The following is a 13,724-nucleotide window of genomic DNA, read 5'->3' on the forward strand; positions in this document are numbered from 1 at the left end:
AAAACAATATCAATTCCGAATAATCATTTAATAATCAGTCATTTAAATTATTTGAGTTTGATTGAATTTGTGCGTCTACTTTCCGATACAAAACTTAGAAAAAATATTCCCTAGCACCTCATCATTTGTAACTTCTCCCGAAATTTCTCCCAGATGTTCCAGAGCATTTCTTAGTTCATAAGCCAATAGTTCGGTGGAAATTTGAGTGGTGATAGCATCCTTTACTTTATCTACCGCCTCTAATGATTTTCCTAAGGCCTCATAGTGACGTTGGTTCGTGATCACCACATTGCCTTCTTCAGACTGTAATTGCTCAACGTAAGACGATAATTCGTCTTTCAAATCCTGAATGTTTTGATTCTCTACGGCTGAGATGGTTATGAAATCAAATTCCTGAGAAATTTCAGACCTGAAAATGTTTTCAACAAGTTCATATTGATGTGGCAGGACTTCATCAATTTTTGTAGCGCAGATAATGAGTTTCAAATCTTCTCTCTGTAACGACTTTATCATTTCAATGTCTTCCGAAAAGTCTTCTGTGGCTGCATCGGTCAGATATACCAGAATATTTGCATTTTCTACTTTTTCCTTCGCTTTTTTTACACCAATCGCTTCAATTTCATCCATTGTTTCACGTAATCCTGCCGTATCTATCAGACGGAAAGCATGCCCCTTAATATGAAGAATTTCTTCAATTGTATCTCTGGTTGTTCCTGCAATATTGCTGACAATGGCTCGCTCTTCCTTTAGTAAAGCGTTTAACAGCGTAGATTTTCCAGCGTTAGGTTTCCCGATAATAGCAACTGCGGTTCCGTTTTTGATTGCATTTCCGTATTGGAAACTTTCAATAAGAGAAGTTAATTTAGATTCAATTTTATCGAGCAATTGATTCAAAGCGCTTCTGTCAGCAAATTCTACATCTTCCTCCGCAAAATCCAACTCCAGTTCAATCAGAGAAACAAAATTTAACAAATCTGTTCTTAAAAATGAAATTTCATTGGTAATGCCACCTTTTAACTGATTCAATGCTACTTTTCTTGACGCTTCATTTTCTGAAGCAATCAAATCTGCAATTGATTCTGCCTGACTCAGATCTATTCTTCCATTCATGAAAGCACGCATTGTAAACTCACCGGCTTTTGCCATTCTCGCTCCGTTTTTAATCAGAACTTCAAGAATTTTCTTAGCAATATGCGGTGAACCGTGAAACGAAATTTCCACAGAATCTTCCGCAGTAAATGTTTTTGGAGCTTTAAAAACAGAAATCATCACCTCATCAATGACCTCTTCAGCATCCTTTATAAAACCATAATGAACCGTATGTGAATCTGCTTTTTCCAGATTTTTACCCTGAAAAACTCTGTTAACAATTTCAAAAGACTGATCGCCGGAAATTCTGATAATTCCGATGGCTCCGATTCCGTTTGCAGTAGCAAGTGCGCAGATTGTGTCGTGGTTCATGCTGCAAAATTACGCAAATTTAGCAGGTTAAAAAATTCAAAACAATCAAAGTTCAATGTATTTTTTGAGGAGCAGGAAACCTGTTCTCCGCCATATCTTAACATCCTAATACTGTCACAGCAAACCGCCGTCACCTGAAAAAAAAGCCCTGCGTCATCTGATGCAGGGCTTTCTTATTATATTTTTATCTTACAGAGGTTTTACCATATCTAAGAACCAGTTTTTCACTTCACCTTCCAAATGAGGAGCCAGTTTTTCTTGACAGGTTCTGTGATAATCGTTCAACCAGTTGATTTCTTCAACAGATAAAATTTCTTTTGCAATCGTATCTTTAAAGAACGGACAGAACGTCAATGTTTCAAATTCATAAAAAGTACCGGAACTTGTAGTTTCAGATTCTCTTACGGCAATCAGATTCTCATGACGGATTCCGTATTCACCTTCTACGTAGTATCCAGGTTCATTTGAGCATACCATTCCTACTAGTAATTCCTGAGGATTCAGATCTTTTCTGATGTTTTGCGGACCTTCATGTACATTCATAAAACTTCCCACACCGTGACCCGTTCCGTGATTAAAATCTTTAGCATTCATCCATAAAGGCAACCTTGCAATGGCATCCAGCTGTACACCTCTTGTACCTTTTGGAAATCTCACCATCGAAAGACGGATTAATCCCTGTAGAACCAAAGTAGAATTTGTTTTAAACTCTTCAGAAGCCTTTCCTAGGGCAAAAGTTCTCGTAATATCAGTAGTTCCTTCCAAATACTGACCTCCTGAATCCACTAAAATTGTTGATTCATTCGTTACTTCTTTACTACCTTCTTTCTTCGCAGAATAGTGCATGATGGCACCATTATCTTTATAACCGACAATGCTTCCAAAACTTTCCCCTACGAAATTTTCTCCCTCAGCACGGAAACCTTTCAGTTTTTGCCCGATTGAATACTCATTCATCGCTTCTTTTCCTGCTGTATGTGTTAACCAGTAAAGAAATTTCACCATTGCAACACCATCTCTCACCATTACTTTTCTGAAACCTTCCAATTCAGTATCATTTTTCTGAGCTTTCATCAGATTTCCAGGAACTGCAGCTTTTATAAACTTATTACCTACCTTTAGAGCTTCAAAAATAGACTGATTACTGTTTGGTGAGATTAAGACTTTTTCGTTTTTGATGGTTCTTAGGTGATTATAGAATTCTTCATAAGGCATCATCTTCACCCACGCTTCATCCATTTGCTTTCTCGCATCAACCTCCATTTTTTCAAGACCTGTGAACAATATTGCATCATTTTTAGTAATTATAATGTATCCTAAAAATACAGGATTGCTTTCCACGTCACTTCCTCTCAAATTCAGGGTCCAAGCAACATCATCAAGACTGGAAATCACATGAACCGTCACTTCCTGACTTTCCATTTTTTGACGGATAGCCGCAATTTTATCAGTCACAGATTTCCCTGCTCTTTCAACAGGATGGGTATAGATAGGATTTTTTGAAGCTTCCCCTCTTTCTTTCCAAACATATTTCAACAATGGATTGTCTACCAGTGTAATGTTTTTCGCATTCAGTTTTCCAAAAAGCAGTTCCCAATTAGCGTGAGAGGTTGCTAAAGCATTCACAGCCACCTTGCCGTTCGCAGGAATTTCAGAAATAATCCAGTCGATATAATTTGGAGTTCCTTCCATTCCGTCTTTGAAAAGGTCAATTCCTGAACCAGCCAGTTCGATAGGAGCCTGTGTAAAATACCTCCCATCTGTCCAAAGTCCGGCCTTATCTTTTGTAATCACTACAAAACCTGCAGAGCCTAAAAACCCTGACAGCCAAGCTCTTTCCTGCCATTCTTCAGGTAGATATTCGCTCATGTGTGGGTCTGCAGAATATATGATAAATGCATCAACATTATTTTTTTGCATCTCCTCACGGAGCGCAGCTACTTTTTCGCTTGAAGTCATTTTTATAAATTTTAAAGACCGAAAGTTACAAAAAAATCAAGTGCGCTAATTAGATTTAGGGATGTTTTCAGTAAGGAACTCTTCTTTTTTCAGGAGCTTCATCCGGCTATCCGCTCATACTCCTCACGCCATCGCCTTTTCGTCTGTAACGAAAGCCCGCCGCTCGCTCCGCGGTAACCGCTGCTATCCGGGCTAGGTTGAAGTCACTGAATAACTGTATGTTATCTGTATTGCAATTTTTTTCAGGTACCATACCTCCGAATCATTATTAATTTCATAATATTTTGGAAAGGTTCTTGCTATTCATTAAAAATGAAAACACAGAATTACCAAAATCACAGGAAATTTTATCCACCTAATCACTTCATTTTACTTCCATTGCTGATAATTTTAGAAGCTTATGGAATCTATAAAATTTGGGACGACGAAGCAAATCAACTGGTATGGATTTTATTTTCCACAGTTATATTTCTGATTTTCTATCTGGCGTTTATGACCAGACAGCATTATGCGATCGGACTTCAAAACCGAATCGTAAGATTAGAGTTCAGACAGAGGTATTTTGAGATTTTCAATACAAGGTCGGATGATGTTTCTGAAAAACTGAGTTTCGGACAAATTGCAGCTCTGAGATTCGCCTATGATGAAGAGTTTAAAGAGCTTTTATACCAAGCTTTAAACGAAAATATTTCAGGAGACGAAATCAAAAAATCTATCAAAAACTGGCGTCCCGATAACGAAAGAATTTAATTATATAATCACTAAAAATAAATTATTATGAAAAAGTTATCTTTATACAGTATGAGTCTTTTTGCCATTCTGTTATTGACAAGTTGTGAAGCAGTAGAAACAATCTTCAAAGCCGGAATGTGGTGGGGAATAATTGTAGTTGTTGGCATCGTCGCCTTATTATTATGGCTGTTTTCTAGGGGTAAAAACTCTTAACCAAATTTTTATGAATCAATCAGACCAAGAGATCATTTCTCACTTAAAGCCGTCAAAGATTGTTAAGATTATGAAGGATCCGGTAGCTTCTGCAAAGGCAGTGAATCTTATTTACACTTCCGATGCAGAGACGGCCGGTATAATCCGTAGAAAGAGAGGTAAAAAATACCTGTATTTCAAAGACGGTGAGAAAATCAAAGACAAAGAAGAGATTAAACGAATCAACGGTTTGGTTATTCCTCCGGCATGGGAAAATGTCTGGATATGCGCCATCGATAATGGCCATCTTCAGGCAACGGGTCTTGATGCGAGAAAAAGAAAACAATACCGATATCACTCGCTCTGGAGCGCATTGAGAAATCATACAAAATTCTACAGAATGCTTCAGTTCGGATACGCTTTGCCTGAGATTCGTCTGCAACTGGAAAAAGACTTAGCCTTAAGAAATTTCGAGAAAAGAAAAATTCTTGCATTAATTGTGAGTTTAATGCAGCGTACCAATATCAGAATTGGTAACAGCATTTACGAAAAACTTTACGGGTCTTTTGGACTCACTACTTTGAAAGGAAAGCATGTAAAAGTGGAAGGACAGAAAATCAACTTTGCTTTTAAAGGGAAAAAAGGAGTGATGCATGATGTGAATCTGAAAAGCAAGAGGCTGGCAAAAATGATCACCAAATGCAAAGAGATTCCGGGAAAAGAACTTTTCCAGTATTATGACAGTGAAGGAAACCGCCACAATATTGATTCCGGAATGGTGAATGATTACATTAAAGAATTAAGCGGGGAAGATTTTACGGCAAAAGATTTCAGAACCTGGTCAGGAACGGTGAATGCGCTGATTGCATTCAAAGAAATCGGGTATGCCGAAAACAATACTCAATACAAAAAGAAAGTAAAAGCCGCATTGGATATCGTTGCTGAACATTTAGGAAATACCAGCACGGTATGTAGAAAATACTACGTTCATCCCCTTGTTATTAATTTATACGAAAACAATTCCATCAGAAAATATTTGGATGCTCTAGAGGTAATTGAAGAAAATGATGGTAAAGCAGGACTAACACAAGAAGAAAAATTAGTTTTAAAGATTTTGGAGACCGAAAAAATGTGAGGTCTACAATGATACAGTAGATTTTTTTTCTAAAAAGTGTCATTACTATTTCTTTGAAAATAAAAAGCATTGAGTATTTTAGCATAAATTAAATAATTTATAATTTGTCAAATATAAATATTGGTAAGCCTAAATTACTTTCTGTAACATTATTTTTGCTCAGCATTTCTACATTTACGACTTTTACTTACATACCTTCTGAGTTTAAAACTGGAGGCGGTTCATGCTATCAAGGAATTTCTGTTCTCATGACAAACGCGGTCATGATATTTTGTCTAGGTCTATTCTCGCTATCATTTGTTTTAACATTTCTGAGGAAACATGAAATTTCTGTCTTAATTTCTGTTATTTCAGTTATTTTTTGACTGTTGTGGGCTATTGCCAACTCAGTGAATCAACTTATTGATGGATTGCTATATTTTTCCTTTTTTGCTGTTGCAGGATTTTTTAATGTATACTATCATATACAAGTAAGGAAAATCAGAATTTTCAGCAATCTCTAAGAATTTTATAACATCTAATTACGGTAATAAAATTCACATTTCACTTGGGAAGCAAATTCACGCTTGACATTAAATAAAAGTTGTAAATTTGTAAAAAGCAAAAATTAAACAATACAACGTAATATGTCAAAAGCAATTTCGCAAGTACCATTTGCAGTAAACGAACCGGTAAATTCTTACGAACCGGGTTCTCCGGAAGTAAAATCTCTGATTGCTCAGTACAAAAAGATGTGGGCGCAAAAGATCGAGATTCCAATGATTATCAATGGTAAAGAAGTAAAAACTGACGATAAAGTTCAGCTTCAGTCTCCTCAGGATCACGCTCACGATTTCGGGTTCTATCACAGAGGGACTATGCAGCATGTAGATGATGCCATCAATTCTGCTTTAGCTGCAAAGAAAAAATGGAACGAATTGGGTTGGGAACACCGCGCTGCGATTTTCTTAAAAGCTGCTGATCTTTTGGCAGGACCTTACAGAGATGTGATCAATGCTGCAACGATGATCGGACAATCTAAAAATGTTCATCAGGCAGAAATTGACGCAGCTTGTGAGTTCATTGATTTCTTGAGATTCAATGTAGAATTTATGACAGAAATGTATTCTGAGCAGCCGGTTTCCGATGCAGGAATCTGGAATCGTTTAGAATACAGACCGTTAGAAGGATTCGTCTTTGCGGTAACTCCGTTCAACTTTACAGCAATTTCAGGAAACTTGCCGGCTTGTATGGCAATGCTTGGAAACGTTGTGGTTTGGAAACCTTCAGACAAACAAATCTATTCTGCAAAAGTAATCATGGATGTTTTAACAGAAGCAGGTTTACCAGCAGGTGTAATCAATATGATTTTCACAGACGGAAAAGAAACTGCTGAGAAAGTTTTGGCACACAGAGATTTTGCAGGACTTCACTTTACAGGATCTACAAAAGTTTTCCAGGGAATGTGGAAGATGATTGGCGACAATATTCACAACTACAGAACCTACCCAAGAATCGTTGGAGAAACTGGTGGAAAAGATTTCGTAATCGCTCACCCTTCTGCAAATGTAGAAGCTGTAGCTACAGGTTTAGTAAGAGGTTCTTTTGAATACCAAGGACAAAAATGTTCTGCGGCTTCAAGAGCATATATCCCAAGATCAATTTGGGCAGATGTGAAGAAAGTAATGGAAACTCAGATCGGTTCAATTAAAATTGGTTCGCCTGAAGATCCTTCGAACTTCGTGAATGCAGTAATCGACAAAAACTCATTCGAAAAATGCAAAGGGTATATTGACAGAGCTGAAGCGTCAAGCAATGCCAATGTGATCATCGGTGGTAAATGTGATGATTCTAAAGGATGGTTCGTGAGTCCTACAGTAATCGAGACTACAGATCCTCAGTATGAAAGTATGGTAGAAGAAATCTTCGGACCGATCTTATCAGTGTACGTTTATGAAGACAAAGATTGGTCAGAAACACTTAAAATTGTTGATTCTTCTTCTCCTTATTCGTTAACAGGTTCTGTATTTTCACAAGACAGATATGCTACTGACGAAGCTTTCAAAGCGTTGGAAAATGCTTCTGGAAACTTCTACATCAATGATAAACCAACTGGTGCAGTTGTAGGTCAACAACCTTTCGGTGGAGGTAGAGCTTCAGGAACAAACGATAAAGCAGGTTCTAAAATGAATCTTTTGAGATGGACATCTGTACGAAGCATTAAAGAAACTTTCGTTTCTCCGAAAGATTATAAATATCCTTATTTAGGATAAGTAATCATTAATGTTTATAAATACTTGTTTATCAATTAATAATAAAGCTCCGGAATTTTCATTTCGGAGCTTTTATTTAGAATTAACAATAATTTAATATTTTTTATTATTTAATTAGCAATAAACAGACTTTTACGGAATAGTTATTGAATACAAGACAGTACACCATAAAAGATATAATTATTATGAAAAATTTAGTTTTATTAACCTTAGGGATCGGATTTTTAGCAGCGAGCTGTGGAACAAAAGAAAAGCAAATGTCATCAAGTAACACAGATTCTACATCTGTCGAAGCAGCGCAAGCCGCACCGATAGTAGCAGATACTGTGACAACAGTTCCAATGGATTCTACGAAAGTAGATTCAGCTACTACTCCTGCAACCAGATAAAAATCCTAAAGTAAAAATGGAAAATCCGCAGACGAAAATTCTGCGGATTTTTTTTATATTTGAATAACAAACATTAAAAAATTTACTATGAAAAAATTATGGATAACAGCGGTCTTAGGAATATTAGTTTTCGCAAGCTGTGCTGATAAAAAAGAAAACAGAGAAGAGTTCAAAGCAGATCACAATAAAGATTCTACTCGAAATGATCTCGGAGACTCTGCGGTTGCCAATTCAGAACAAAACGTTGCTGATACTACAAATCTGGCGAATGATACGGTGAAGAAGCCAACAGATTACAAGAGCAAAGAATCACGACCAAACACCGAAGTGGGAGGATCTAGATAATAAAAGTAAATCCACGGAAGTCTCTGTGGATTTTTTATTTTAAAACATTTTCGTACCTATTATCTCTAAATATTTTAACTAAATTTTATGAATTGAATTATTGATAATTATAAAGCCTTATATTAACATAATTATTACATTTGTATCCAATAAAATATTTCATGAAAAAAACAGCAATATTATCACTTCTTTTTTTTGCAGTGATCGCTTTCGGACAAGGAATCAAATTTGAAGAAGGCAATTTTAAAAGTCTTTTAGCAAAAGCTAAAAAAGAAAACAAACTTATTTTTATAGACGCTTACGCAGTTTGGTGCGGACCGTGTAAACTGATGGTTAAAAACATTTTCCCTCTGAAACCCGTTGGTGATTACTACAATGCCAATTTCATCAATGCTAAAATTGATATGGAAAAAGGTGAAGGTATTGATTTGGCAAAAAAATACAATGTAAAAGCTTTCCCTACTTATTTATTCATCAATGGTGATGGCGAAGAAGTTCACAGAACTTTAGGGTATGTTGAGGAAAAAGATTTCATTCAGTTTGCGATGGATGCAGGAGATCCGAACAAAAGACTGACTTCATTGAAACAAAAATTTGAAAAGGGAGAAAAAGATCCTGAATTTTTGAAAAACCTTGCCGGTCTTACCATTTATAATGATGCAGATTTTGCTGGAAAAGTTCTAAACCGTTATTTCAGTGCAAAAACTACTTTAGATAAAGATGATGTTCAGATGCTTCTTTCAGGAACTCAAAGTACAGAAAGTCCTCTGTATAAAATTTTCCAGGACAAAAAACAAGAAATCATCAAGGTAATGCTTGCTGACCGTTACGAAATGTTTGAAAAAAACATCAAGCTGAATACGATCATGAAAAAGACATACAGTGCTGATACAAAAAAATGGAATGACGCTTATTTCTATACTGAGACTCAGAAATTCATGACAAAAGAAGAATCTGAAAAACTTTTAAAAAGGGCAAAATCAAACAGAGCTTTAAAAGAAAAAGATTTTGCAACCTATGAGAAAATGACTTTAGATCTTTACAAAGATTACTCTGCTGCAAATTCAGAAGAATTGAATTCAATCGCATGGAATTTCTTTGAAAATGTAAGTACAAAATCATCTCTTGAAACTGCAGTACAATGGGCTCAGGAATCTGTAAAGAAAAATGAAAATTATGCTAATACAGATACACTTGCCAATCTTTACAACAAAGTGGGTGACAAGAAAAATGCTAAACTTTGGGCTGAAAAGTCTATTGCATTAGGAAAAGCAGCAGGTGAAGATACTGCAGATACCGAAAAAATATTGAAGAGCTTATAAACTTTAATTTAACTAATAGAAAATCCGCTGAAATTTATTTCAGCGGATTTTCTATTAGTTATAGGTCATCGTCAGTTCGAGTAGCGAAGCGTATCGAGAACTTTTTGTTATACTTAATGAAAATTTCCCGATACGGTTTTCTTCAAAAACCTAGTCGAAATGACGTAGCTCTTAAAATATTCAGCAAAATATTTATTAATATTGAAACAACACACTTCCCCAAGTAAATCCGCTACCAAAAGCTGAAAGAAGAACTAGATCTCCTCTTTTGATTTTACCCAATTCTATAGCTTCGCTCAAAGCAATTGGAATAGAAGCCGCGGTTGTATTTCCGTATTTTTGGATGTTATTATGGATCTTTTCATCAGGTAAACCAAATTTCTGCTGCACAAACTGAGCAATTCTCAGATTCGCCTGATGTGGAATAAACATATCCAAATCTTCAACCGTCTTTCCTGCTTTATCTAAAGCTTCCTGCATGGTTTCAGGGAATCTTGTAACAGCATGCTTGAAAACAAAGTTTCCGTTCATGATTGGGTACACTTCCTTGTCGGTTACATTTTCAGGCTCTTTTCTCATTCTGTCGCTCCAGCCATATTTTGAACCAGGAAACTGCGTACACAATTCGTCTGCATATTTTCCTTCAGAATGCATATTCATGGCTAAAATATCTCCAGCATTTTCATCTTCAGTTGCTGAAAGCACAATCGCCCCTGCTCCATCTCCGAAAATAACAGAAACACCTCTTCCTTCATCTGAAAAATCAAGCCCGAAAGAATGAACTTCCGCGCCTACAACCAAAATATTTTTATACGTTCCGGATTTAATAAAAGCATTGGCGACACTCATCGCATATACAAACCCTGAACACTGATTCCTCACATCCAAAGCACCGATGGTATCGCAACCCAACATCTCCTGAAGCAGAACACCACAACCAGGGAAATAATAATCAGGTGAAAGCGTTGCAAAAACAATGTAATCAATATCTTTTGCTGTTAAGCCAGCATGCTGAAGAGCTTTTTCAGAAGCTTTAAAACCAAGGAATGCAGTTGTTTCCTGTGCATCATTTCTGTTGATTCTGTGTCTTCGCTCCTTAATGCCAGTTCGCTCGGTAATCCACTCATCATTGGTGGTCATTAATTTTGCTAAATCATCATTGGTGACAACATGATCCGGAACGTGAAATCCAATCCCTTTTATTGTACTTTTAATCATATAGTTTGTTTAATTTTGGTAAAGATAAAACTTTATTTTACACATAGATTTTTTTAAAATTTATAGTATTTTTACTTTATGCCTATCAATACAATTTACAGAGATTCAGGATGCGAATGGATAGACGTAGAAGCACCTACGGACGAAGATATGAAGTATCTGCACGAGAGATATGAGATTAATAATCTCCTTTTGGAAGACACTTTAGACCCTAATCATTTGCCCAAATATGAAGAAGATGGAAATGTGAAATTTTTTCTTCTCCGTGAAAGCACAGAGCTCGAACGCAAAAACCTCAACACCATCAGCGATATAAGCACCAAGATTGGAATTTTTCTTTTAGAAAAGACCATTATTACGGTGCACAGAATGAAGGCAAAAAGCATTACCGATACCAAGAAAGAAGTGATGGAAAGTCAAGATCCGGTACACACTCATAAAATAGCACTAATGATTTCTTTGGTGATTATGAAAAGTTTTGATGACGAAGCGATCAGCCTTTTTGAAACCATGGATAATATTGAAAATGAAATTTTTCTTAAAAATACAAATCACACCAATCAAATAAGACGTCTGTATAAACTGAAAAGAAAATCCGGACTAAACTCAAGAGTTTTAACAATTTCAAACGATGCGATTGATAAGTTTAAATTGCTGAAGTTAGAAGATTCTGAAGTCGTCGATTTAAAGGATAAGCAAAAGGATGTTGTTGCCGATTTTGATCACTTGAATATTCAGATTACCAACTTAATTTCAATGTTTCTAGCGTTGTCTGATCAGAAAGCTAATCAGGTAATGAAAGTCTTGGCAATTTATTCAGTCTACTTTTTGCCGATTACATTTATTGCCGGTTTATATGGAATGAACTTTGACAATATGCCAGAACTTCACACAAAGCATGGATATTTTTATACATTGGGATTAATGGCAGTGATTGTGATTTGTACGTTTATCTATGCGAGGAGAAAACAGTGGTAATTCAATTAAAAACAAAAAAAATCACCAATACTTTTTTCATTCCGCAGGAATCTAAACTTAATTATCTACCGCTGATTTAGCAGAATAACAAAGAAAAAAATGCTAAATCACTTAAATCAGCAAGAGAAAAAACACCAAACCAAAATCATGAAAACCGAAATCCTTCAAAAAATTCTTGAGGACGACGTACTTTCTCAGGAATCAAAAGAAAAGCTCAGCGCTTTACATGAAAACATTTCCACTAAAGAATTTTCAGACATTCTCGATGCAGAAGGCAATCAGTATATCGAGTTTGTACAGGAAGGAGGTGGCGTTTGGGGAAGTGCATTGGTCGGATATCTTTATGCTTTAGAAATCTTCGGAATCCGTTTTCTGAAAGTTGCAGGAACCAGTGCAGGAGCTATCAACACGATGCTTATCGCCGCCTGTAAAACCAAAGAAGAAGCAAAAAGTGACGTCATTAAAGACATCCTTTTCAACTGGGATTTTGCAGATTTTATGGATGGCAAACCGTATGTGAGAACCACCATTCATGCGATGCTCAACAATAAAAATTTCATTAAAATCAATTTGATTATCATTTCTGTAGTCATGTTGATTCTTATTGCGTTGCCATTTATTATTTCATCTGAAACAATTCTTAATGCTAAACTTTTATTTTTAGTTCCATTAATACCCATTATCATTGGGTTTATCTGTTTTAAAAAATTTTACAATGATTTCAGGAAAAGCAACAGCGGACTGAATCCTGGAAATGTTTTTCTAAAACAAATGACCGATGTGATGAACGGATTTGAGATCAAAACCGTTGCCGAACTGAATAAAAAATTCATTCAGAAAGAAGATCAAATGAATCTCAATTACCGGTACGGAAACGGAATGGAGTTTTACACCAACGCTCTGAACGGAATTGAAGATATTAAAATGAATAATCTCGAACACATCGATGAGACGCGTTACCGAATATTCTTCGAAAGTGCTGAAAACAATGATTACTACAAAAAGAATCCGTTTTATCAGCTTCAAACCGAATATATCGTCATCACCACAGATATTAATGCAAAGATAAAAGTCGAATTACCGACAATGGCGAATCTTTATTGGTCTGAGGAAGAACTGAAACACATCAGTCCGGCTGAGTTTGTGCGGGCTTCCATGTCTGTGCCTTTCTTTTTTGAACCTATGCAAAAGCTCATCAATAAAGACGACGATTCAGTGAAATACGCTTGGAAATTCTGGATGAATACTCAAAAAGAAGACATCTATCCTGTCGGAATTTTCATTGACGGCGGTACTCTTTCCAATTTCCCGATTGATCTTTTTCACATGAATGATATTTTTTATCCGAGACTTCCCTTGTTTGGAGTACAACTCACCAGCGACTCTGAAATCTTGGGGGAAAAAGGAAAAACAAGCGAACAAATCATGAAAACTCCCCTCTCCTACGCCGGAAATATTATCGGAACTTTAAAAGGCTTCAACGATAAAACATTTCTGACCAAATACTCTTTCTATAATCTGTACAGCATCAAAACCGTGAATTGTGGTACGAGCAGCTGGCTTAATTTCTTTATGAAAAGAGATGAAAAAGAACAGCTCTTCAACGCCGGATTTCTCGCAGCCTTAGATTTTCTGAATCAATTTGACTGGGCACAGTATAAGTGCGAAAGAATGATGGTCGCAATGAAAGAGAAAAAGATTTTGAAGGAGGAGGATACGAAGACGGTGGGGTAAGAAATTT

At 36.2% G+C, this 13,724-nt stretch carries 12 protein-coding genes; 9 read left to right on the top strand and 3 right to left on the bottom strand.

The window, feature by feature from the left end:
• Nucleotides 1-75: 75 nt before the first annotated feature.
• Nucleotides 76-1,461, bottom strand: coding sequence for a tRNA uridine-5-carboxymethylaminomethyl(34) synthesis GTPase MnmE (gene mnmE / locus AR685_RS05865; protein WP_059123997.1), 1,386 nt, complete (start codon nt 1,459-1,461; stop codon nt 76-78).
• Nucleotides 1,462-1,650: 189 nt separating this feature from the next.
• Nucleotides 1,651-3,420: an aminopeptidase P family protein gene (locus tag AR685_RS05870; protein WP_059123998.1), complete on the bottom strand. Its 1,770-nt coding sequence runs from the start codon at nt 3,418-3,420 to the stop codon at nt 1,651-1,653.
• Between the two features lie 312 nt (nt 3,421-3,732).
• On the opposite strand from AR685_RS05870, the gene AR685_RS05875 reads away from it, so the two are divergent.
• The 7 genes from AR685_RS05875 (at nt 3,733) to AR685_RS05900 (ending at nt 9,787) form a co-directional block, all read left to right on the top strand.
• A complete protein-coding gene (locus tag AR685_RS05875; RefSeq protein WP_059123999.1) occupies nt 3,733-4,170 on the top strand; it encodes a DUF6526 family protein in 438 nt (145 codons plus the stop codon).
• Between the two features lie 27 nt (nt 4,171-4,197).
• Nucleotides 4,198-4,365 (top strand): phosphatidate cytidylyltransferase, encoded by a 168-nt coding sequence (locus AR685_RS17845; RefSeq protein WP_082002070.1) that lies wholly within the window; start codon nt 4,198-4,200, stop codon nt 4,363-4,365.
• A 10-nt stretch (nt 4,366-4,375) separates the two neighbouring features.
• Entirely contained in the window at nt 4,376-5,479 is a 1,104-nt protein-coding gene (locus tag AR685_RS05880) for a DNA topoisomerase IB (RefSeq protein ID WP_047442645.1), read from the top strand.
• A 626-nt stretch (nt 5,480-6,105) separates the two neighbouring features.
• Nucleotides 6,106-7,731, top strand: a complete 1,626-nt coding sequence (gene pruA / locus AR685_RS05885; protein WP_059124000.1) for an L-glutamate gamma-semialdehyde dehydrogenase — start codon at nt 6,106-6,108, stop codon at nt 7,729-7,731.
• 185 nt (nt 7,732-7,916) lie between these two features.
• Nucleotides 7,917-8,120, top strand: coding sequence for a hypothetical protein (locus tag AR685_RS05890; protein WP_059124001.1), 204 nt, complete (start codon nt 7,917-7,919; stop codon nt 8,118-8,120).
• Between the two features lie 87 nt (nt 8,121-8,207).
• Nucleotides 8,208-8,465, top strand: a complete 258-nt coding sequence (locus AR685_RS05895; protein WP_117584623.1) for a hypothetical protein — start codon at nt 8,208-8,210, stop codon at nt 8,463-8,465.
• 161 nt (nt 8,466-8,626) lie between these two features.
• Nucleotides 8,627-9,787 (top strand): thioredoxin family protein, encoded by a 1,161-nt coding sequence (locus AR685_RS05900; protein ID WP_059124002.1) that lies wholly within the window; start codon nt 8,627-8,629, stop codon nt 9,785-9,787.
• Between the two features lie 195 nt (nt 9,788-9,982).
• Here AR685_RS05900 and AR685_RS05905 read toward each other — a convergent pair whose 3' ends face one another.
• Nucleotides 9,983-11,005, bottom strand: a complete 1,023-nt coding sequence (locus AR685_RS05905; RefSeq protein WP_059124003.1) for a 3-oxoacyl-ACP synthase III family protein — start codon at nt 11,003-11,005, stop codon at nt 9,983-9,985.
• Nucleotides 11,006-11,083: 78 nt separating this feature from the next.
• Here AR685_RS05905 and AR685_RS05910 point away from each other — a divergent pair, with 78 nt between their 5' ends.
• Nucleotides 11,084-11,983 carry a CorA family divalent cation transporter gene (locus AR685_RS05910; RefSeq protein WP_047442640.1) on the top strand — a complete coding sequence of 300 codons (900 nt, stop codon included), beginning with the start codon at nt 11,084-11,086 and terminating at the stop codon, nt 11,981-11,983.
• Nucleotides 11,984-12,130: 147 nt separating this feature from the next.
• Nucleotides 12,131-13,717 (top strand): patatin-like phospholipase family protein, encoded by a 1,587-nt coding sequence (locus AR685_RS05915; protein WP_059124146.1) that lies wholly within the window; start codon nt 12,131-12,133, stop codon nt 13,715-13,717.
• The last annotated feature ends 7 nt before the right edge of the window (nt 13,718-13,724 follow it).

This window comes from Chryseobacterium sp. JAH (assembly GCF_001507335.1).
GTDB lineage: Bacteria > Bacteroidota > Bacteroidia > Flavobacteriales > Weeksellaceae > Chryseobacterium.

Bases quoted from the DNA above. Each gene is read 5' to 3' on its own strand.
- AR685_RS17845 (WP_082002070.1), top strand. From the start codon at position 4,198: ATGAAAAAGTTATCTTTATACAGTATGAGTCTTTTTGCCATTCTGTTA.
- AR685_RS05875 (WP_059123999.1), top strand. From the start codon at position 3,733: ATGAAAACACAGAATTACCAAAATCACAGGAAATTTTATCCACCTAAT.
- pruA (WP_059124000.1), top strand. From the start codon at position 6,106: ATGTCAAAAGCAATTTCGCAAGTACCATTTGCAGTAAACGAACCGGTA.
- mnmE (WP_059123997.1), bottom strand. From the start codon at position 1,461: ATGAACCACGACACAATCTGCGCACTTGCTACTGCAAACGGAATCGGA.
- AR685_RS05915 (WP_059124146.1), top strand. From the start codon at position 12,131: ATGAAAACCGAAATCCTTCAAAAAATTCTTGAGGACGACGTACTTTCT.
- AR685_RS05890 (WP_059124001.1), top strand. From the start codon at position 7,917: ATGAAAAATTTAGTTTTATTAACCTTAGGGATCGGATTTTTAGCAGCG.
- AR685_RS05900 (WP_059124002.1), top strand. From the start codon at position 8,627: ATGAAAAAAACAGCAATATTATCACTTCTTTTTTTTGCAGTGATCGCT.
- AR685_RS05895 (WP_117584623.1), top strand. From the start codon at position 8,208: ATGAAAAAATTATGGATAACAGCGGTCTTAGGAATATTAGTTTTCGCA.
- AR685_RS05880 (WP_047442645.1), top strand. From the start codon at position 4,376: ATGAATCAATCAGACCAAGAGATCATTTCTCACTTAAAGCCGTCAAAG.
- AR685_RS05905 (WP_059124003.1), bottom strand. From the start codon at position 11,005: ATGATTAAAAGTACAATAAAAGGGATTGGATTTCACGTTCCGGATCAT.
- AR685_RS05870 (WP_059123998.1), bottom strand. From the start codon at position 3,420: ATGACTTCAAGCGAAAAAGTAGCTGCGCTCCGTGAGGAGATGCAAAAA.
- AR685_RS05910 (WP_047442640.1), top strand. From the start codon at position 11,084: ATGCCTATCAATACAATTTACAGAGATTCAGGATGCGAATGGATAGAC.